General features: G+C 46.4%; 17 protein-coding genes and 2 pseudogenes. 8 read left to right on the plus strand and 11 right to left on the minus strand.

Annotated features, from left to right (window positions below):
* Positions 1-3: 3 nt before the first annotated feature.
* A complete protein-coding gene (locus L0M13_RS14325; RefSeq protein WP_235197138.1) occupies positions 4-336 on the minus strand; it encodes a hypothetical protein in 333 nt (110 codons plus the stop codon).
* A 138-nt stretch (positions 337-474) separates the two neighbouring features.
* Here L0M13_RS14325 and L0M13_RS14330 point away from each other — a divergent pair, with 138 nt between their 5' ends.
* From L0M13_RS14330 to L0M13_RS14340, 3 genes are all read left to right on the plus strand, one after another.
* Positions 475-825, plus strand: a complete 351-nt coding sequence (locus tag L0M13_RS14330) for a YojF family protein (protein ID WP_235197139.1) — start codon at positions 475-477, stop codon at positions 823-825.
* 14 nt (positions 826-839) lie between these two features.
* Positions 840-1,529, plus strand: a complete 690-nt coding sequence (gene bshB2 / locus L0M13_RS14335) for a bacillithiol biosynthesis deacetylase BshB2 (protein WP_235197140.1) — start codon at positions 840-842, stop codon at positions 1,527-1,529.
* Between the two features lie 158 nt (positions 1,530-1,687).
* Positions 1,688-3,052 (plus strand): YjiH family protein, encoded by a 1,365-nt coding sequence (locus L0M13_RS14340; protein ID WP_235197141.1) that lies wholly within the window; start codon positions 1,688-1,690, stop codon positions 3,050-3,052.
* A gap of 57 nt (positions 3,053-3,109) precedes the next feature.
* Here the strand turns inward: L0M13_RS14340 and L0M13_RS14345 are convergent, their stop codons facing one another.
* The gene (locus tag L0M13_RS14345; RefSeq protein WP_235197142.1) at positions 3,110-4,054 is read right to left on the minus strand and encodes an L-threonine 3-dehydrogenase; all 945 of its coding nucleotides are present in this window, start codon (positions 4,052-4,054) and stop codon (positions 3,110-3,112) included.
* A 403-nt stretch (positions 4,055-4,457) separates the two neighbouring features.
* Between L0M13_RS14345 and L0M13_RS14350 the strand changes: the two genes are divergently transcribed.
* From L0M13_RS14350 to L0M13_RS14370, 5 genes and pseudogenes are all read left to right on the plus strand, one after another.
* The gene (locus L0M13_RS14350; protein ID WP_235197143.1) at positions 4,458-5,294 is read left to right on the plus strand and encodes an amino acid ABC transporter substrate-binding protein; all 837 of its coding nucleotides are present in this window, start codon (positions 4,458-4,460) and stop codon (positions 5,292-5,294) included.
* Positions 5,281-5,981: pseudogene (locus L0M13_RS14355) on the plus strand (amino acid ABC transporter permease). The gene L0M13_RS14350 and the pseudogene L0M13_RS14355 overlap by 14 nt, the downstream one beginning before the upstream one ends.
* Positions 5,982-6,033: 52 nt before the next feature.
* On the plus strand, positions 6,034-6,783 hold the full coding sequence (locus L0M13_RS14360) for an amino acid ABC transporter ATP-binding protein (protein WP_235197144.1): 750 nt from the start codon (positions 6,034-6,036) through the stop codon (positions 6,781-6,783).
* Between the two features lie 122 nt (positions 6,784-6,905).
* Entirely contained in the window at positions 6,906-7,742 is an 837-nt protein-coding gene (locus L0M13_RS14365; protein WP_235197145.1) for a M20 metallopeptidase family protein, read from the plus strand.
* A gap of 16 nt (positions 7,743-7,758) precedes the next feature.
* Positions 7,759-8,100, plus strand: coding sequence for a M20/M25/M40 family metallo-hydrolase (locus L0M13_RS14370; protein ID WP_235197146.1), 342 nt, complete (start codon positions 7,759-7,761; stop codon positions 8,098-8,100).
* A gap of 60 nt (positions 8,101-8,160) precedes the next feature.
* On the opposite strand, the gene L0M13_RS14375 is transcribed toward L0M13_RS14370, so the two are convergent.
* The 9 genes and pseudogenes from L0M13_RS14375 to L0M13_RS14415 all read right to left on the minus strand — a co-directional run bounded on the left by L0M13_RS14375 (position 8,161) and on the right by L0M13_RS14415 (position 18,581).
* Complete coding sequence (locus tag L0M13_RS14375; RefSeq protein ID WP_235197147.1) at positions 8,161-9,351, minus strand: glycine C-acetyltransferase; 1,191 nt, start codon at positions 9,349-9,351, stop codon at positions 8,161-8,163.
* A 114-nt stretch (positions 9,352-9,465) separates the two neighbouring features.
* A complete protein-coding gene (locus L0M13_RS14380; RefSeq protein ID WP_235197148.1) occupies positions 9,466-11,613 on the minus strand; it encodes a M6 family metallopeptidase in 2,148 nt (715 codons plus the stop codon).
* Between the two features lie 221 nt (positions 11,614-11,834).
* Positions 11,835-12,967 (minus strand): annotated as a pseudogene (locus L0M13_RS14385) (bifunctional cystathionine gamma-lyase/homocysteine desulfhydrase).
* The gene (locus L0M13_RS14390; RefSeq protein WP_235197149.1) at positions 12,964-13,899 is read right to left on the minus strand and encodes a PLP-dependent cysteine synthase family protein; all 936 of its coding nucleotides are present in this window, start codon (positions 13,897-13,899) and stop codon (positions 12,964-12,966) included. The pseudogene L0M13_RS14385 and the gene L0M13_RS14390 overlap by 4 nt, the downstream one beginning before the upstream one ends.
* Positions 13,900-13,910: 11 nt before the next feature.
* The gene (locus L0M13_RS14395) at positions 13,911-14,384 is read right to left on the minus strand and encodes an S-ribosylhomocysteine lyase (protein ID WP_311195578.1); all 474 of its coding nucleotides are present in this window, start codon (positions 14,382-14,384) and stop codon (positions 13,911-13,913) included.
* Between the two features lie 39 nt (positions 14,385-14,423).
* Positions 14,424-15,059 (minus strand): class I SAM-dependent DNA methyltransferase, encoded by a 636-nt coding sequence (locus tag L0M13_RS14400; RefSeq protein WP_235197150.1) that lies wholly within the window; start codon positions 15,057-15,059, stop codon positions 14,424-14,426.
* Positions 15,060-15,161: 102 nt separating this feature from the next.
* Positions 15,162-15,809, minus strand: a complete 648-nt coding sequence (locus L0M13_RS14405) for a YczE/YyaS/YitT family protein (RefSeq protein ID WP_235197151.1) — start codon at positions 15,807-15,809, stop codon at positions 15,162-15,164.
* A gap of 58 nt (positions 15,810-15,867) precedes the next feature.
* Positions 15,868-16,359, minus strand: coding sequence for a Cys-tRNA(Pro) deacylase (ybaK, locus tag L0M13_RS14410; protein WP_235197152.1), 492 nt, complete (start codon positions 16,357-16,359; stop codon positions 15,868-15,870).
* 62 nt (positions 16,360-16,421) lie between these two features.
* Complete coding sequence (locus L0M13_RS14415; protein ID WP_235197153.1) at positions 16,422-18,581, minus strand: DNA topoisomerase III; 2,160 nt, start codon at positions 18,579-18,581, stop codon at positions 16,422-16,424.
* Positions 18,582-18,614 lie beyond the last annotated feature (33 nt).

Raw genomic sequence — 18,614 nt, forward strand, 5'->3', positions numbered from 1 at the left:
GCTTTACCGCTCTCGGGCCTTTTCAGATAATAGCATCGTCAGCACCGTGAAAACTAAAGCGAAAACCACAGCTGCCGCAAATGCCAAAAATAAAATTTGAAGTGAATAAAGTATGTATTCGGCAATGGTTGGAAACAAGAAAATTTCTCGTCCTGTCCGCATATTCATAACAGAAAATTCCTGCAGCGGCCAAACTTCTTTTAGTACCTGTTGAAGCGATGAAATATACGCACTGATTCTTAGTTCGCCTTCCGTCAATCCCCCGATAAGTACGGGAAAGCCACTGATTAAAACGATGCCGAGCAGCGAAAACACAAATCTCAAGATTATTCCCAATTTAGCCATCCCTTTTGTTCGAAAATTCTTTCATTCATTATCATAGCATTATTTCGGTTTCCGTAAAGCATCCTAATCGCATTCTCGCTTCTTATTCCCTATACTAAAAGAATACGGAATGTCTGAGGAGTGAGAGAAATGGAATTAGTTGAAGCAAAAAAATTACAGGTTCACTTGGATGCGTTCGCCAATAAAGATGTTTATCTGCATCTGGAAACGACGAATGGCTCTTATGCGACTCATTTTAATGAAGGGTTTTTCAATGCAGGAGCTTTTATCCGCAATGTTGTCATTAATTATGAGCTTGGCAAAGTGGTCGGCGAAAGCCCGCATCGGGTCGGACTGAAATTGCCGCATGGCTGGGTTTACGCCCAAGGCATTACACATTATGAATTAGATGAGCACGGCAGATTATTGCTGGCTGGACACGACGGATCAGGAAAACTGGCGGTAGCGCTTGAAATCAGCGAAACACCGTTCAGTTATTAAGGAGGCATAAAAAAATGACAATTCCACAAGAACGTCATGTATTGGTGGTTTTCCCCCATCCGGATGATGAAGCATTCGGCGTATCCGGGACCATCTCGACGCATATCAAACAAGGCACCCCGGTTACATATGCTTGCTTGACTCTCGGCGAAATGGGCCGAAATTTAGGCAATCCGCCTTTTGCTACCCGCGAATCGCTGCCGGAAATCCGCAAGAAGGAATTGCAGGCTTCAGCTGATGCCATGGGCTTGACCGATTTACGAATGATGGGCCTGCGGGATAAGACGGTTGAATTTGAAGATGATGAGAAAATGGTCGGCATGATGACCGACTTGATCAACGAACTTAATCCTTCCTTGATCATCACGTTTTATCCGAACCTTTCCGTGCATCCTGACCACGAAGCGACGGCACGCGCTGTAGTACGTGCTGTCCGGCGGATGGAAGACCGGCCGAAACTCTATTGTGTAGCTTTTGCTAACAACACGTTGGAAGTTCTCGGCGCTCCGGATGTCCTTCACGATGTATCGGCTGTCCGCGACCAGAAGATGGGTGCGATGAAGGCCCATATTTCGCAAACGGTTTGGATGCTTGAAGAAATGGAAAACAAATTGGCACAAGGCGATCAGGAAACTGAAAACTGGCTGACGAAAGAACGTTTTTATAATTACCGCTGGGACCAGGATTTCGAAGAAAAGTTCTAACCAAAAATACCCTTATTTTCTTTTTGAAAATAAGGGTATTTTTCTGTGCTGTTTTCAGATAATATAAACATTGATTATACAGCGGTTTCATCGGGGAGAATGTTGTATAATTAGTATCAATGTTGTGTTTTCATGCACAGAGAAAAGGGGATTTATTTGTGAAAAAGTTTTCAGCTTCAACTTGGATTTTATTCCTACTTCCTTCCTTGTTGGGAATTTTGCTCTTCTTAGTGCCAATTCCAACAAAAGATGAAGGCGAAACTGTCTGGATGGTCACCATAGCCGTTTTGGCTAACTTGATGGCTGGTGCCATTGAATCCGTAGTCCCTTGGATTATGATGGGGATCTTGATCATTGCAGCAATCGGTTCAATTGCGGCCATTGCGAAAAAAGTGAATGAACACCATTCCGCGTCGTTTTTCGATAAGCTATTTAATGTGAATTTATTTTGGACGATTGTACGCATCCTTGGAGCGGTGTTCGCTGTCATGGTTCTCTTCCAAGTCGGCCCGGAAGCCGTTTGGAGTGAAAATACAGGTGGATTGCTGCTCGCTGGAGATGGGCTACTCTCTTTCTTGTTTACCATTTTCCTATTTGCGGGCTTGTTCTTGCCGCTTCTCATGAATTTCGGTCTTTTGGAATTCTTCGGAACGATGATGGTAAAAGTCATGCGCCCATTATTCCGCCTTCCTGGCCGCTCTTCCATCGATGCGTTGGCATCTTGGGTCGGTGATGGAACCATCGGTGTCTTATTGACCAATAACCAATATGTACAGAACAAATATACACAGCGCGAAGCAGCGATTATCGGGACAACTTTCTCTGTTGTTTCCATCACTTTCGCTATCGTTGTCATCCAGCAAGTCGGATTGAGCCAATACTTCTTGCCTTATTACGGCACTGTCATTTTGGCTGGCATCGTTCTTGCGCTCATCATGCCGCGCATCTATCCGCTTGCCCAAAAGTCGACCAATTTCATGAACGGCGATCCGCAGGAATCCCAATCGGAAGAAGTTCCTGAAGGATACAGCGTCGCTTCTCACGGCATTGAAAATGCGTTGACGAAAGCCTCTGAAAACAAATCCATCAAAGAGTTTTTCAAAGATGGCTTTAAAAACGTTTTGGATATGTGGATTGGTGTAGCGCCGGTCGTTATGGCATTTGGTACTGTAGCGTTGATTTTAGCAGAGTATACACCTGTCTTCTCTGTTCTTGGCACGCCTTTCGTCCCTTACTTGAACTTGCTCGGCATTCCTGAAGCAGCCGAAGCGGCTCAACTGATGGTCGTCGGTTTTGCAGATATGTTCCTGCCTTCCCTTCTTGCTGAAGGCATTGAATCCGATATGACCCGCTTTGTTGTCGCAACAATGTCCGTGACGCAATTGATCTACATGTCCGAAGTCGGCGGCTTGCTGCTCGGATCGAAAATTCCTGTCAACATTCTTGACTTGATCGTTATTTTCCTTTTGCGCACGATTATCGCATTGCCGATCGTTGCAGGAATTGCCCACTTATTGTTTTAAACAAAACGAAATGCCCTTCGCAGCTGCGGAGGGCATTTTTCTATTCTTTTTATTCGATTAAGCGTGCATTAATTTTTTTTTCAACTTTTCCAGCATATCTACAGTCATTGCATCCAAATCATACTGGGCTTTAAAGCCCCATTCTTTTTGCGCAGCTGAGGCATCAATGCTATCCGGCCAGCTATCTGCAATCGCTTGGCGAACCGGGTCTACCCGGTAGCTCATTTTAAAATCAGGAATGTGCTTTTGGATCGATGCAGCAATCTGTTCCGGCTCAAAACTCATCGCCGTGACATTGAAGGCATTGCGGTGTTCAAGCTTCGAAGCGTCCGCTTCCATCAAATCGACGATTGCTTGAAGTGCATCCGGCATATACATCATATCCATATAAGTCCCTTTGGCGATAAAAGATTCGTAGCTCTTTTGCTCAACCGCCTTATAATAGATGTCCACTGCATAGTCGGTCGTACCGCCGCCTGGAGGAGCTACATAAGAAATCAACCCCGGGAAACGGACTCCGCGTGTGTCTAGCCCGAACTTCTGGAAATAATAATCGCATAGGAGTTCTCCGGAAACTTTATTGACCCCGTACATTGTCGTCGGGCGCTGCAGCGTATCTTGCGGTGTATTCTTTTTCGGCGTCGATGGTCCGAATGCGCCGATCGAACTCGGCGTGAAGAATTGCATATCCAATTCACGTGCTGCTTCAAGCGCATTCACTAAGCCGCCCATGTTCAGGTTCCAAGCAAGCAATGGCTTTTCTTCAGCAGTCGCTGACAGCAATGCGGCCATATGCATAATCGTATCCGCCTCAAAGTCTTTCGCCAAATCGTGCATCTTTTGTCCATCTGTTACATCCAATACATTAAAAGGGCCTCTTTCATCATTGGTTGCACGGATATCTGTCGCCAAAACATTGTCAGCTCCGTAAATCGTCCGCAGCTTGGTGGTCAATTCTGAACCGATTTGCCCTAGAGCTCCGGTGATCATTATTCGTTTCATTTTATGTGCTCCTCTCAAATAAAACATTTGTCCTCTGGATAAAAACATTCAAATCGTTAAGATCATTGTTTAAATAAGCTTTTCTATCTTGCCATTATAATTTGTTCTCTTTAAAAATACAATGAATTTTGCTGTATTTATCCGAAAATGGGCTAAACAGTTCACTTGTGTCTCTGGAATAGCCGGTGCTATAATGAGAAAGTTGTTTAAGCCTTTCAAAAGGCTGATCAAAACTTATTAATCGCTTTTTTTTAAGTTTTAAACCAAGTATTCCACTGTGTTTTATGGCGTTAGTTTCCCTCTTCTCGAAGAGGGGTATATTATGCGAAACAGACTGGGATGCCTTTTGTGGAGAATTTGGAAAGGCCGTTAATAAAACATATAGAATGGAGGCATTTATTTTATGAAGAAATTTAGTTTTGCACTATTATTATTGATTGCCGCACTCGTATTGGCAGCATGTGGCGGAGGATCATCTGAAGAAGATCCGACGACAGACGATGCAGCAGGATCTGGCGGTTCTAGCAGCTCGGAAGGAGATTTGCTGGCTGAAGTCCAAGAAGAAGGTAAATTGATCGTAGGGACTGAAGGTACATACCCTCCTTTCACTTTCCATGACGAAACTGGTGAACTGACAGGATTTGATGTTGAAATTGCACGTGAAGTCGGGGAGCGCCTAGGCGTTGAAGTCGAATTCCTTGAAACGCAATGGGATGCGATTTTCGCAGGGCTTGATGCAAGCCGTTTTGATATGGTAGCTAACCAGGTCGGCATCAACGAAGAACGCCAAGCAAGCTATGAATTCTCAGATCCTTATATCACTTCTACTGCGGTACTGGTTGTAGCTAAAGGCAACGAGGAGATCAAAAGCTTTGAAGATTTGGAAGGCAAACTTTCTGCACAATCTTTGACAAGCAACTACGCAGAAACTGCCCGTTCGTACGGAGCTGAAATCGAAGGTGTAGAAGGATTTAACCAAGCGATCGAGCTATTGAACTCTGGCCGCGTTGAAGCGACGGTAAACGATAACTTGACTGTGCTTGATTTCTTGAAACAGCGTCCGGATGCAAACATCGAAATTGTCGATGAAGCAGACGATGCAGCTCAAAGTGCCCTATTGTTCCGTAAAGACAGCGGCGCAATCGTTGAAGAAGCAAATAAAGCCCTTGCTGAAATGATCGAAGACGGCACGTACGATGAAATTTCCGAAAGATGGTTCGGCGAAAATGTACTTGAATAGTATTTTCTCTGACCCTGTCCGGATGGAGCGGCTAATGGACATCTCGCAGACGTCCTGGCTGCCCCTTTTGGAAGGGCTGATCCAGTTTACTGTCCCTTTGTCGATTATTTCTTTTATCATTGGTTTGATATTAGCAGTTTTGACAGCGTTGGCACGTATTTCTACGATCAAAATCCTGCAAGTGATTGCCCGGATCTATGTATCCATCATCCGCGGCACACCTTTGCTTGTTCAATTGTTCATCTTATTCTATGGCTTGCCGTCGCTCGGTGTGACGATTGATCCTTTCCCGGCTGCGGTCATCGGTTTTTCATTGAACGTCGGGGCATACGCATCTGAAGTGATCCGCGCTTCCATCCTTTCGATTCCGAAAGGCCAATGGGAAGCTGCCGATACTATCGGTATGACATATGTACAATCGCTTCGCCGCATTATTTTGCCGCAAGCGGCCGCGTTTCCGTTCCACCTTTATCCAATACTTTTATTAGTCTAGTGAAAGACACGTCGCTCGCATCACTCATTCTCGTAACTGAAATGTTCCGCATTGCCCAGCAAATCGCTGCGACCAACTACGAATTCCTATTATTGTATGGCCAAGCCGCACTTATCTATTGGGTCGTCTGTTTCCTTCTATCTGTCGGACAGGGCCGATTGGAAAACCGGTTTGACCGTTACGTTTCACGATGATGAATGCTTACGAAGCGAATAATAAAGCACTGGCTGCAGTGAGGAGCGAAATATGATTACAATAAAGAATTTGCATAAGAAGTTCGGCGACTTGGAAGTTTTGAAAGGCATTGACCTTGAAGTGAAAAAGGGCCAGGCCGTTGTGGTCATCGGCCCTTCCGGATCCGGGAAAACGACTTTCCTGCGCTGCTTGAACATTTTAGAAACACCTTCAGCCGGCGCTATTTCCATCGATGAACAATCGGTCGACTTTGCGAAACCGGTTCCGAAGAAAAAAGTGAATGCTTTCCGGAAACAATCCGCGATGGTATTCCAGCACTACAACCTCTTCCCTCATATGACGGCGCTTGAAAATGTCATGGAGGGTCCGGTTACGGTGCAGGGACAAGATAAAGCAACGGCGCGCAAGAAAGCGGAACAATTGCTTGCAAAAGTTGGCCTTGCCGACAAAGTGAACGAATACCCGTTCCAACTATCCGGTGGACAGCAGCAGCGCGTCGGCATCGCCCGTGCGCTCGCACTTGAACCAAAAGTGATGCTCTTTGATGAACCGACTTCAGCACTCGATCCTGAACTTGTAGGTGAAGTGCTGCAAGTTATGAAAGATTTAGCGTCAGAAGGAATGACGATGGTCGTTGTCACCCACGAAATGCGTTTTGCAAAAGGCGTGGCTGATGAAGTCCTGTTCATGGACGGCGGACATATTATCGAACGCGGCAAACCGGAGGATATTTTTGAACATCCAAAAGAAGCCCGTACTCAGCAATTCCTGAATTTGATTCAAAAAACAGATATCATCTAAACCCGCAGCCATTTATGGCGCGGGTTTTCTTTTTGTATTTTTATTCTGTTTTATCGTTTTTTATTCCTTTTGAGGATTTTATTGTATACTGAATCTATCCGCTTTGAAGGAGAGTCGAAAAGATGAAACCGTTAATCTATGAAAAAATCGAGTCACTTTATACAGAAATGGTGGAAACCCGCCGCTATTTTCATATGCATCCTGAGCTTTCCCATCAAGAAGTCCATACACCGGAGTTTATTGCACAACAATTGGAAAGCATGGGCATAGAGGTTCGTCGCGGCGTTGGCGGCCGTGGTGTGGTCGGCTATATCCGCGGCAGCTTGCCGGGTAAAACCGTTGCTTTCCGGGCAGATTTCGATGCGTTGCCGATCACCGACCAAAAAGAAGCTGCTTATAAATCGACTGTCCCTGGAGTTATGCACGCCTGCGGCCATGACGGCCATACAGCAGGGCTATTAGGCTTTGCCAAAGCGATGGCTGAATTCAAAGATCAACTGCCGGGCACGATTGTGCTGATCCATCAATTCGGCGAAGAAGTAGCGCCGGGCGGGGCTCAGGCGATGATCGCCGATGGCTGCTTGGAGGGAGTCGATTCCGTTTACGGTGCCCATCTGCAAAGCAAGATGGAAAGCGGCAAAGTCTTTGTGCGTGATGGCTTTTTGCAAGCTTCTGAAGACACGGTGAAAATCATCGTTCGCGGATACGGAACCCATGGTGCAGAACCGCATACTGGCGTGGATCCGATTCTCGCAGCCAGCCATATCATGATCGCTCTGCAATCGATCGTCAGCCGAAATGCCGATCCACTGAAAGAATTGGTGGTGTCTATCGGGAAATTTCATGCAGGCGATGCCGATAATGCCATTCCAAGCGAAGCGGTACTGGAAGGCACAATCCGCGTATTTGATCCGGAACTGCGGAAGATGGCAACGGAGCGGGGTAAAAGCGATTGCTGAAAACATAGCGCTGGCCATGGGTGCAGAAGCGGAAGTGACGATTGAAGCCGGCTATATTTCCTTATGGAATCATCCGGAGGCGGCTGAAGTGGTCCGCAGTGCAGCTCGCCAAGCGATTGGCGAAGAACAAGTGATGGAAGCGGACCCAATCATGCCGGTGGAAGATTTCGCTTATTTTACCCAACAACGGCGGGGTGCTTACTTTTTCGTTGGAGCGAAAATGCACGATGAGCGTTTAAGCTTCCCGCATCATCATGAGAACTTCGATTTTGATGAGCGTGCCATGCTTGTTGCGGCAAAAGTGTTTGCGGCCATTTATTTTGAGGAGCAAAATATGGGGATGGAAAGTACTAAGTAAATCCTTAGATTGGAAAATAAAACACGCTCAGCTGCTGCTAGCTGAGCGTGTTTCGCTGTATTATTGAATAACTCCAAGTTCTTTTCCGACGCGCGCATACACTTCGATCGCTTCGTCGAGCATTTCTTTTGTATGGGCCGCTGTCGGCATGTTGCGGACACGTCCTGTGCCTTTTGGAACCGTCGGGAAGACGATGGATTTCGCATAGACGCCTTCTTCAAATAAACGTTTTGAGAACTCTTGTGTGAGCTTCTCGTCGCCAATGATGCAAGGTGTAATCGGTGTTTCAGAATCTCCGATGTTGAATCCTAGCTCTTTCAAGCCTTTTTTCAAGTAATCGCCGTTATCCCAAAGTTTATCGTGCAGTTCTGTCGAATCGATGATCATTTGCAATGCTGAAATGATGGCAGCCACGTCACCAGGAGTGACGGCTGTTGAGAACAAGAACGGGCGGGAACGCACTTTCAGCCAATCGATCAAGTTTTTCTTGCCGGCCACATAACCGCCAACAACGCCGACCGCTTTAGATAAAGTACCCATTTGCATATCGATCTCTTTTTCAAGGCCGAAATGCTTTACAGTCCCTTTCCCTTTTCCAGTAACGCCTGAGCCATGCGCGTCATCGACGTATGTAATCAAGTCAAATTCTTTTGCGATTTCCACAATTTCCGGAAGCTTCGCGATATCGCCATCCATCGAGAATACACCGTCTGTAATGACCATGACTTTATTGTACAAACCGGATTCTGTCGCTTCTTTCGCTTTCGCGCGAAGGTCTTCCATATCCGAGTGCTTGAATGCGATGATTTTCGCTTTTGACAAACGGCAGCCATCAATGATGGACGCGTGGTTCAACTGGTCGGAAAGAATCGCATCGTTCTTATCCATGACCGCAGAAATCGCTGCCATATTGCAGTTAAATCCGGATTGGTAGGAAATCGCCGCTTCTGTTCCTTTGAACTCAGCAAGCTTTTCTTCCAATTTCACGTGGAGGTCCAATGTTCCGTTGATTGTGCGGACCGCACCAGCACCGACGCCGTACTTGTCGATTGCGTCTTTTGCCACTTGCTTCAAGTCTTCGTTTGTCGCAAGCCCCAAATAGTTATTTGATGATAAGTTGATCAAGTCTTTGCCGCGGACTTGGATGATTGCGCCGTTCGGTCCTTCAACTGGATCGATTTCGTTATATAAGCCTTGCTCTTTTAATTCGCCAAGGTTTTGATCTAAAAATGCATCTAATTTTTTTGACAATGTCCTCTTCCTTTCGCAAACGATTTCACTTTCCATCTTACCATAAGGGCAATCTTCTCCAAACTGAAAAGAAATTCAGGCAAAAGAAAAAGCGGACCGAGGTCCGCTTCTCACTTATTGATTGCCTTTCCCTTTTCCATTGTTATTGCCTTTGCCTTTATTCTTTTTGTCTTTTTTGTCTTTCCCTTTTTGGTCTTTATACATCACTTCATAACTGAACTCCTGCGCTTCTTTCTGGCCTTCAGCTGCTGCATAAGACGTGATCATTTTCACATTGCCTTCACGAAGCACTTGCTTCAGATCCAATGCCTGTTGGTTCGTTACATTGTATGGGTTGACATGGAATACATGCTCTTTGCCATTTTTCTTCGTTTGGATGAACGTCGTTGTGAAATTCACGTAGTCGCCTTTCAACTGTCCAAGTGACTGGAATGCGTCGGTTGAAGAACCGTCATTCGAGAAGTTGCCCAGTTTCACGTCTTTGATGTACCAGCCTGGATTGTTTGAACCCCAGTCCGTCAAGTTGCGGAATGAAACCAGTACGTCTTTGCCAGCATAAGCTGACAAGTCGAAGCTTTCTGTTGCCCAATCACCGTTCGTGCCTGTAAATCCAGGAACATTTTCTTTGATGGTCGGGTAGCCTTCTTCCACTACATCACTGCGTGTGTTTTCGTTTTCAAGAGATTTCCATGTTTCGCCGTTGTCTGTTGAAACTTGGACCATGCCGAAATCCCATTGTTCTTCAATATCGTAGTAGTGATCGAATGTTAAGGTCGGGTTTGCTGCTGGCACCGTTGCGCCGAAGATCAACGCTTGGTCCGCCTCGTCTCCGTTATTCGGATGCAACACTTGTTTACCGGATCCTTTAGGATCCGCGACTGTGCTCCATTGCAATGGCAAGAAGTCGACGCCGTCAAATTTCAAACCGCGTACGTCTTTGCCAAAGTTGAATTCTTTAAAATCGCCGCCCCATGCTGGAACTCCCGCTTTTTCATACGTTTTTGCACTTTCAAAATCGATTGTTTTGCCGCGCACTTTCCCGTCCGTGCCAACCGGCAACTCGCGAAGGTCGATGCTGTCAATATCATAGTCGCTGTCGACTTTTGAGCTATCAAGTGTCAATGCCGTCATGAAATCTTGGTAGACTTCAAGGAATGTTTTGTTCGTGCCGTAGTCTTTCAACACTTGGTCTACGCTCGCCATGCCTTGTTTTTCGCCGTCGACTGCCAATTCACGGATGAATTCCTGGCCAAATTTATCGTACATATAAAGAGTGAATAAATAAACTTGTCCGTAGTCCGCAATTGTTTCCGGACCGGTTTCAGCTGTTCCGTGTTCATCCCAGCTTACGAGTGAGTTTTCTGGATGATCCAGATAGAAATTGATGGATCCTTCACTGTGTCCGTAGCCGCCAAGGTATTCAGAGAAAGTGGACATTCCTTCGTTCAACCACGTTTCCTCAGCGCCGTCATTGTCTGCATGGATCAAATGCTGCAATTCGTGGATTGTCGTCCCGAAGAACGTCGACTCCAGGCGTGTTTCCCATGAATTCGTATCGATTGTGATGATGTTGCGGTCTGTATAGTTTTCGAGCGTCTGCCAGAAGAAGCCGGCTACAAAGAATGGATACGACGGGTTGTTCCAGCCTTCATCCTGTACATTGTCAACAAGCATGATGACTTTGTCCGATCCTTCGTAATAATCTTCAGGCAATCCGACCATTCCTGGAACCGTCGCATTTGAACCATCGAGCTGATCCGGCATTCCGAAGAATCCAGTCGCTTTCGGGTAGATATTGCTGTCGAATTCTGCTTTCAATTTATCTACTTGCGCCTGCGTTACGACATCAGCGGGTTTTGGGTTATCCGGGCCGTAAGCCAAATCATTCGCTACCCAGATTTCCACATTATCGCCTACGCTGCGCAAAGTGAATTCTTTAAACGACAAGTTGCGGTCTAGGAATAATTTAGTTCCTCCGTCGTATGTAAATGGACCATCAGCTGCTGCTTCAGCGCCGGAAGCCGCCACATCGTTGGCCTGTGCTTTGATTTTTTTATCGGCTTGCTTCATGAACGCTTCATCTTGCGCCATATCATTTAAGGTTTGGTCGATGTCGACACGGTCCCCGTATCGCTCACTGTTCCATTCCGCTTTTGTCGTTGATGTTGTTGCCGCTTCCGCCGGTGCAGCTGCTGCCGGCACCATTAACGACAATGCTAGAGCACTTGCTGAAAGAATGGAAACCCACTTGCTTTTAACCATGTTATTTTTGCCCCTCTCAAGTTGTCAGAATTTTATAGCTGAATAAAATAATAACATGCAGACTATTCAGACGAATGAGGTAAATGGTTTATTTCGGATTTCGAAATTTGAGGTATTAATTGCTAATAAAAATTTGGAAAATTATTAAAAAACTTATTTTTTAGTAAGTTTTATCCTTACACAAACAAAAAAACCGCCAAATGGCAGTTTTTTATCATGATTTATTTTAATGCGTTCTCAAGGTCTTCGATTAAGTCTTCCACATCTTCAATCCCGACGGAAATCCGCACTAAGCCTTCTAGGATCCCAAGTTCGCCGCGGCGTTCAACAGGAATCGAAGCATGCGTCATTTGCGCAGGCACTGAAATCAAGCTCTCAACGGCACCTAAGCTTTCCGCTAAGGTGAAGTAACGCAATTTCGCCAACAATTCGCCCGCTTTTTCACGGCTGCCGACATCAAATGAAATCATCGCACCGAAACCGGTTGCCTGTTTTTTCATCAATTCGTGTCCCGTGTGATTCGGCAATCCAGGATAGATGACGGCATTGACTGCTTCATGCTGATCCAGGAATTCAGCGATTTTCTGTGCATTTGCTACCGCTTCTTCCATACGGATGCCTAGCGTCTTCAACTCCGCATCAATAGCCAAGAATCTTGCGGCCCTAAGATGGCGCCAACAGAATTCTGGACAAAATGCATGTCGGTTGCTAATTGCTCTGAACTGACCACGACAAGCCCAGCTACGACGTCACTGTGTCCGCCGATGTATTTTGTCGCACTATGCAAGACAATATCTGCGCCCAATTTCAACGGGTTCTGTAAATAAGGCGTCATAAATGTATTGTCGACAATCGTCAATAAGTTCTTCGATTTTGCATAAGCCGAAACCGCTTCAATATCCGTTACTTTCAACAAAGGATTCGTCGGTGTTTCGATGAAAATCGCTTTCGTATTCGCTTTTACAGCGGCTTCGATCGCTTCCAAATCGCCTGTATCTACGAAAGTGAACTCAAGACCGAAACGGTTCAAGACTTTATTGACCACACGGTAAGTTCCGCCGTACACATCATCCGTTAAGATGATGTGGTCGCCTGCTGAAAATAGCATCATGACAGAAGAAATGGCAGCCATTCCGGAACCGAATGCAAATCCGGCATGTCCGTATTCCACGTCTGCAATCAATTCTTCGAGTGCATGGCGCGTCGGGTTTCCTGTACGTGAGTATTCATAGCCTTTGAATTTCCCAACGGCTTCCTGCTTGTATGTGCTTACTTGGTAAATCGGTGTGGATACGGCGCCTGTCGCTTCGTCTCCAAAAATTCCGCCATGGATTAATCTTGTTTTCGGTTTCATGAATGATCCTCCTCAAATGTTCTACCATATATATTCTGGCTCATATAACGTTCGCTTGAATCTGCAAAAATCGTGACGATATGGCTTCCTGGTTTAGCTGTCTCGGCTTCTCTCATCGCAGCAACAAATGCGGCACCTGAAGAGCTTCCTACTAATAAACCTTCTTTTCTCGCCAATTCGCCAACAGCAGCAAATGCTTCTTTATCCAAGATGGTGTGGATGGCCTCAAAATGGGAGTGGTCCATATAGGCAGGCAAAAACTCCATGCCGATGCCTTCCGTTAAATGAGGGCCGGATTCCCCGCCATTGATGATCGATCCTTCCGGTTCCACAATCACCGTCTTGATGGTTTCCCGTTTCAACTTCAAAAACCGCGACGTCCCGGCAAATGTTCCACCGGATCCTGCACCTGCTACAAACACGTCGATTTTGCCGTCCAGCGCTTCCCATAATTCGGGGCCGAGTGTCCGGACATAAGTTTCCGGATTCGCTGGATTTGAAAATTGGGATGGGGAAAATGCATCCAGCTCTTTGGCTAATTCATTCGCTTTTGCGATTGCGCCTTTCATCCCAAGTTCGGTTGGTGTATTGATCACTTCAGCTCCAAGTGCGCGCATCAAGGCCTGCTTTTCCTGGCTGAATTTCTCAGGAACCACAAATTTCACTTGATAGCCTTTGCCGATTGCAGCCAAAGCAAGGCCGATCCCGGTGTTGCCGGCAGTCGGTTCGATCATCGTTCCGCCTGGCTTTAGAACACCGCGCCGCTCTGCATCTTCAATTAATGAAACGCCGAGGCGGTCTTTTACGCTGCCGCCCGGGTTAAAGAATTCAAGTTTGGCAAAAATCCGGCAGCCATTCGGAATTTCAATATTCGTCAATTCCAGTACCGGTGTATTTCCGATCAATTGCTGAATACTCGTTGCAATGTTCATGCCCATTCCCCTTAAACAGTTTCTTCGGCGAACACTTGGCGCCATTCGTCTTTTTTAACCAGCATTTCACGCGCTAATTCTTTTGCACCTTCTAAGCTATGGCTTGCAGCCCATCCGCATTGGACTTCGTTGCACGCAGGCACTTCGTCAGCTGCAATCACATCCGTCAATGTGTTTTCCAAAATGCGGAGAATGTCTTCGTAATCATCGTGGTTGATGACAGACAGATAAAAGCCGGTCTGGCAGCCCATTGGCCCGATGTCGATGATTTGGTCTGAATGGTTGCGGCTATGTTCCGCCATCATATGTTCTAGCGAGTGAAGGCCCGGCATATCCATATGCTCTTTGTTCGGCTGTTTAAAGCGGATATCGTATTTCTTGATCGTATCGCCATTTGATCCTGTTTTTTCTCCAGCTAAGCGTACATAAGGCGCCACTACTTTTGTATGGTCTAAGTTAAAGCTTTCAACATTCATTTTTTTCAAGTGAATCGTCTCCCTTAGTATAAAAATTTCTTTTCAATCTTACTGTTTTGTCGCGTCAATCAGAAACACGTAATTATTGAGCTGCGTAAACTCGACTTCGAATCCTGCTGCTTCGATCAATTCTTTCATCACTGGCAAGGTCGTGTAATATTCTCGGTTTAAATCTTCTACTAGATTAGCATAACCACGCGACTCTTCAAATTCAATCATTTGCTGTTTTGCTTCTTCGGATTTAAAGACGGTATCCGCAAATACCACTTTTCCGCCTGCCGGAAGCTTTTCGGCATAAAGTTTAAATGCCTGCGCTTTCTCGGCATCGGTCAAGTGATGAAAAGCATACGTACTCGTGAAACTTTTCACGTTAACCGGCTGCTCGAACTCCAAAAAGTCGCCGTCGATGATTTTCAATGCCGGAAACTTTTCGGCTTTCGCTTCGCGCATCGCCTGATTCGGCTCAATGCCCACCACTTCAAGTCCGCGGTCCACCATCTTTTGCGTCAAGTTTCCCGTACCTACTCCGAACTCAATTACCGGCTCGATCGCCCGGTCTGCGACTGCTTGCAAAATCTCATTATATTTAACGAAGACATCTTCGTATTCTTTATCTTTTCCATTTACCGAATCATCATAAGTGTGAACCCATTCATCAAAAATTTCTACGAACTCTCGTCCCATTTTCAATTCTCCTTTAGATGGCTTTTTCTATAAAACCAATAGACTTACTAGGTTTTATTTATACCATAAAAAGAGCCCGGATTCAACTCTCTGAACCGGGCGCTAAATCTTCAAAACGGGTGGAACGTCGCTTTTTCTTCCAATGATTTTCTTAAGCATTTTTTCAAATAAAGGCAATGCCGCCTGAACGATTTTGCCGGTTAAAAGGGCAACCGCAATCGTCCCGATTCCCACCGGACCGCCAAGCAGCCAGCCAGCTACTGCTGCAAACACTTCGATAATGGTCTTTGCCCAGCTGATGCTGATGCCGGTTTTCTCGTTGATGACGAGCATGAGTCCATCACGCGGGCCGGCACCGATTTTCGGGGCTACGTAAATCCCGACGCCGTAGCCGGATATGATGATTCCTGCAATCAAGATCAGCACTTGCCCCGTCCACGTCGTGATATCCGGAATCAGGAAGTTGAAGATATCGATAAAAGCACCGACCAGCAGCATATTCAAAAAAGCGCCGATTTGCGGCAATTTTTTCGTGAAGAGCATCGTGAACAAAATGATGGCGAGTCCCATGATGACTACCCAACTGCCAATGGTCAAACCGAAGTTAAGATGCAGCCCAACATGCAGCACATCCCAGGGGCTGATGCCTAATTTGTCTGCTTTTAGGACCAGCGTGAAACCGAAAGACATGATGATCAAGCCGACAATAAAAAATAGCCAGCGGTAAAACAGCGAACGCCTCATTTTCATCCTTCTTTCTGCTATGTATTATGAAAAATCCATCCACTCAAGTGAATGGACGGATTTTTCAATTTGCCGCCATAGTGATTGCGGCAAATTTGGCGTTTGTCGCTTTCGCTAAATCGTTGGGCTGGAGCTTTAGCTGCACTCCGACTTTTCCAGCCGATACAATGATTTCAGCCATCTGCTCAGCAGATGCTGAAATAAACGTAGGAAATAGTTTTTTCATGCCGAGCGGCGAGCAGCCGCCACGGATGTAGCCGGTCAAACCTTGGAGTTCTTTGACCGCTATCATTTCAATCCTTTTCTCGCCTGCTGCTTTAGCCGCCGCTTTTAAATCCAGCTCTTCCGCAACCGGAATGACAAATACGTAATGCTGCTTGGAACTTCCGACCGTCACCAAGGTTTTATGGACGAGTTCCGCATCTTGGCCAATCTTAGCTGCAACGGATACGCCGTCATTCAACCCGTCGCCAGGTTCGTATTGAAGAATGTCATAGGAAATGCTTTCTTTATCTAATATTCGGGCTGCATTGGTTTTCGCAATTTTCTTCGCCACTCGCACCATCTCTGCCTTTCACTGTTCATTTTCAACAGCATATCATCAAATTCAATCGATTTCTAATCGTTTTGATTTAATAATTTTTTCAGAGCTTCAGCCATCGCAGTGTTTGCCGGCGGCTCTTCTTGTTGTTTTAAGAATTTATTGACGTCTTTCTTATTCGCTTTCGACTGATTGTTATTGCGGCGTTTTTCAAATGCCGACAATTTCTCGCGATGTCCGCATTTGCAGACGAAAATCTTGCCATCGCCCTCACCTTGCATTTCTAATTTCTTATGGCAATTCGGGCAGCGGGCATTGGTCAGCATCGCCACTTGTTTCTTGTAGCCGCATTCGCGGTCTTGGCAGACATTCATTTTGCCGCGTTTGCCATTGACTTCAAGAAGCGGTTTGCCGCAGTCCGGGCACATCTTGCCAGTGACGTTATCATGCTTGAATTTCTTATCGCTCTTCTTGATGTCCGACACGGATTTCTCGGCGAATGCAATCATCTCTTTCATGAACTGCTCTTTTTTTAATTGCCCTTTGGCGATTTTATTGAGCTGCTGCTCCCAATCTGCTGTGAGTTTCGGCGACTTGAGATCTTCCGGAACAAGCTCCAGCAATTGCCGGCCTTTTGATGTGATGGTCAAATCCTTGTCTTTTTTCTCGATCAGGAACGTATTGAACAATTTGTCGATAATATCCGCACGCGTCGCCACAGTCCCGAGTCCTCCTGTTTCACCGAGTGTCTGGATCAATTCCTTCGACTCGCCGGCCATGAACTGGGACGGATTTTCCATCGCACCAAGCAAAGTTCCTTCATTGAAGAATGCAGGCGGCTTCGTTTTGCCATCGGTTAAAGCGATGCCTTTAATCGACAGCTTCTGGCCTTTTTCAAATGGGGGCAACGTGGAATCGCCGTCTTCTTCGTCGTCTTTATAGATGCGCTTCCATCCTTCGTTGCGGATTGTATTGCCTTTCGTCTGGAACGTTTCGCCGCCTGCTGTGATTTTCACAGTCGTCTGGTCATATTCGTACGCCGGATAGAAGACAGCCAGGAAGCGCTTGACGATCATGTCGTATAGTTTATGCTCTTTGTCGGACAAGTTGTGGAGCTGCGGTGTTTCCTCCGTCGGGATAATCGCATGGTGATCGCTGACTTTACTGTCATCGATCACGCCTTTTTGCGGAGCCACCGGCGTTTTCAGGATAGTCGCGGCAAGCGCCCGGTACGGTCCGACTTGCACCGCTTTGATGCGGTCTTTCAACGTCCCCTTCATATCGGACGTCAAATGCTTCGAATCCGTCCGCGGATAGGTGACGATTTTGTAGCGCTCGTACAAGCCTTGCAGCGTGTTCAGCGTCTCTTTCGCCGACCAGCTATAGCGCTTGTAGGCTTCTTTTTGAAGTTCGGTCAAGTCGAATAAAGGCGGAGCCGGCTGTTTCTTCGGCGTGACTTTTACATCAGTAACTGTTCCTTCATGTGTGTTTTGAAGTTTGCTGAACAGCTTATCGATTTTTTCTTTATCGAATGACTGCGTCGAGTTGCCGTCCGTCCAAGTGAAGGCGGCATTGTCCGTAATCGCCTGCATGCCGTAATACGGCTTCGGCTGGAAATTGCGGATCTGCTTCTCGCGTTCTGCAATCATCGCAAGCGTCGGTGTCTGCACGCGGCCAGTCGATAATTGTGCATTGTATTTCACGGTCAACGCGCGCGTCGCATTAATGCCGACGACCCAGTCCGCTTCTGAACGGGCAACTGCCGCTTGATATAAGTTTTCGTAAGCTTTGCCGTCTTTCAGATTGTTGAAGCCGTCTTTGATCGCTTTGTCCGTCACGGATGAAATCCATAAACGCTTGATCGGCTTGCGCGTTTTCGTTTTCTCTAAAATCCAGCGCGCGACAAGCTCCCCTTCACGCCCGGCATCGGTCGCGATGATGACTTCGTTGACGTCGCCTCTCGACAGCTGTGCTTTTACAGCATTGTATTGTTTCATCGATTGCTTGATCGGCACGAGTTTAAACGGATTCGGAATGATCGGCAAGTTCTCCATCTTCCATTCCTTAAAGTCGTTGTCGTATTGCTCCGGCTGCGCCTGTGTCACCAAATGGCCAAGCGCCCACGTCACAATGTATTGCTTGCCTTCCAAATAACCGTTGCCTTTTTGTGAACATCCAAGAACGCGTGCAATATCGCGCGCCACGGATGGCTTTTCTGCTAGTACTACTGATTTCATTTATAGTCACCCTCATTTCTATATGGATTAATT

It is taken from the genome of Planococcus sp. 107-1, assembly GCF_021513255.1.
Classification (GTDB): domain Bacteria; phylum Bacillota; class Bacilli; order Bacillales_A; family Planococcaceae; genus Planococcus.

What these genes read in the sequence shown, in the direction of transcription:
- L0M13_RS14380 (WP_235197148.1), bottom strand. Translation starts at nt 11,613, where the DNA reads ATGGTTAAAAGCAAGTGGGTTTCCATTCTTTCAGCAAGTGCTCTAGCA.
- L0M13_RS14415 (WP_235197153.1), bottom strand. Translation starts at nt 18,581, where the DNA reads ATGAAATCAGTAGTACTAGCAGAAAAGCCATCCGTGGCGCGCGATATT.
- L0M13_RS14360 (WP_235197144.1), top strand. Translation starts at nt 6,034, where the DNA reads ATGATTACAATAAAGAATTTGCATAAGAAGTTCGGCGACTTGGAAGTT.
- L0M13_RS14405 (WP_235197151.1), bottom strand. Translation starts at nt 15,809, where the DNA reads ATGAAAATGAGGCGTTCGCTGTTTTACCGCTGGCTATTTTTTATTGTC.
- L0M13_RS14370 (WP_235197146.1), top strand. Translation starts at nt 7,759, where the DNA reads ATGGGTGCAGAAGCGGAAGTGACGATTGAAGCCGGCTATATTTCCTTA.
- L0M13_RS14330 (WP_235197139.1), top strand. Translation starts at nt 475, where the DNA reads ATGGAATTAGTTGAAGCAAAAAAATTACAGGTTCACTTGGATGCGTTC.
- L0M13_RS14345 (WP_235197142.1), bottom strand. Translation starts at nt 4,054, where the DNA reads ATGAAACGAATAATGATCACCGGAGCTCTAGGGCAAATCGGTTCAGAA.
- bshB2 (WP_235197140.1), top strand. Translation starts at nt 840, where the DNA reads ATGACAATTCCACAAGAACGTCATGTATTGGTGGTTTTCCCCCATCCG.
- L0M13_RS14350 (WP_235197143.1), top strand. Translation starts at nt 4,458, where the DNA reads ATGAAGAAATTTAGTTTTGCACTATTATTATTGATTGCCGCACTCGTA.
- L0M13_RS14400 (WP_235197150.1), bottom strand. Translation starts at nt 15,059, where the DNA reads ATGGGACGAGAGTTCGTAGAAATTTTTGATGAATGGGTTCACACTTAT.
- L0M13_RS14390 (WP_235197149.1), bottom strand. Translation starts at nt 13,899, where the DNA reads ATGAACATTGCAACGAGTATTCAGCAATTGATCGGAAATACACCGGTA.
- L0M13_RS14365 (WP_235197145.1), top strand. Translation starts at nt 6,906, where the DNA reads ATGAAACCGTTAATCTATGAAAAAATCGAGTCACTTTATACAGAAATG.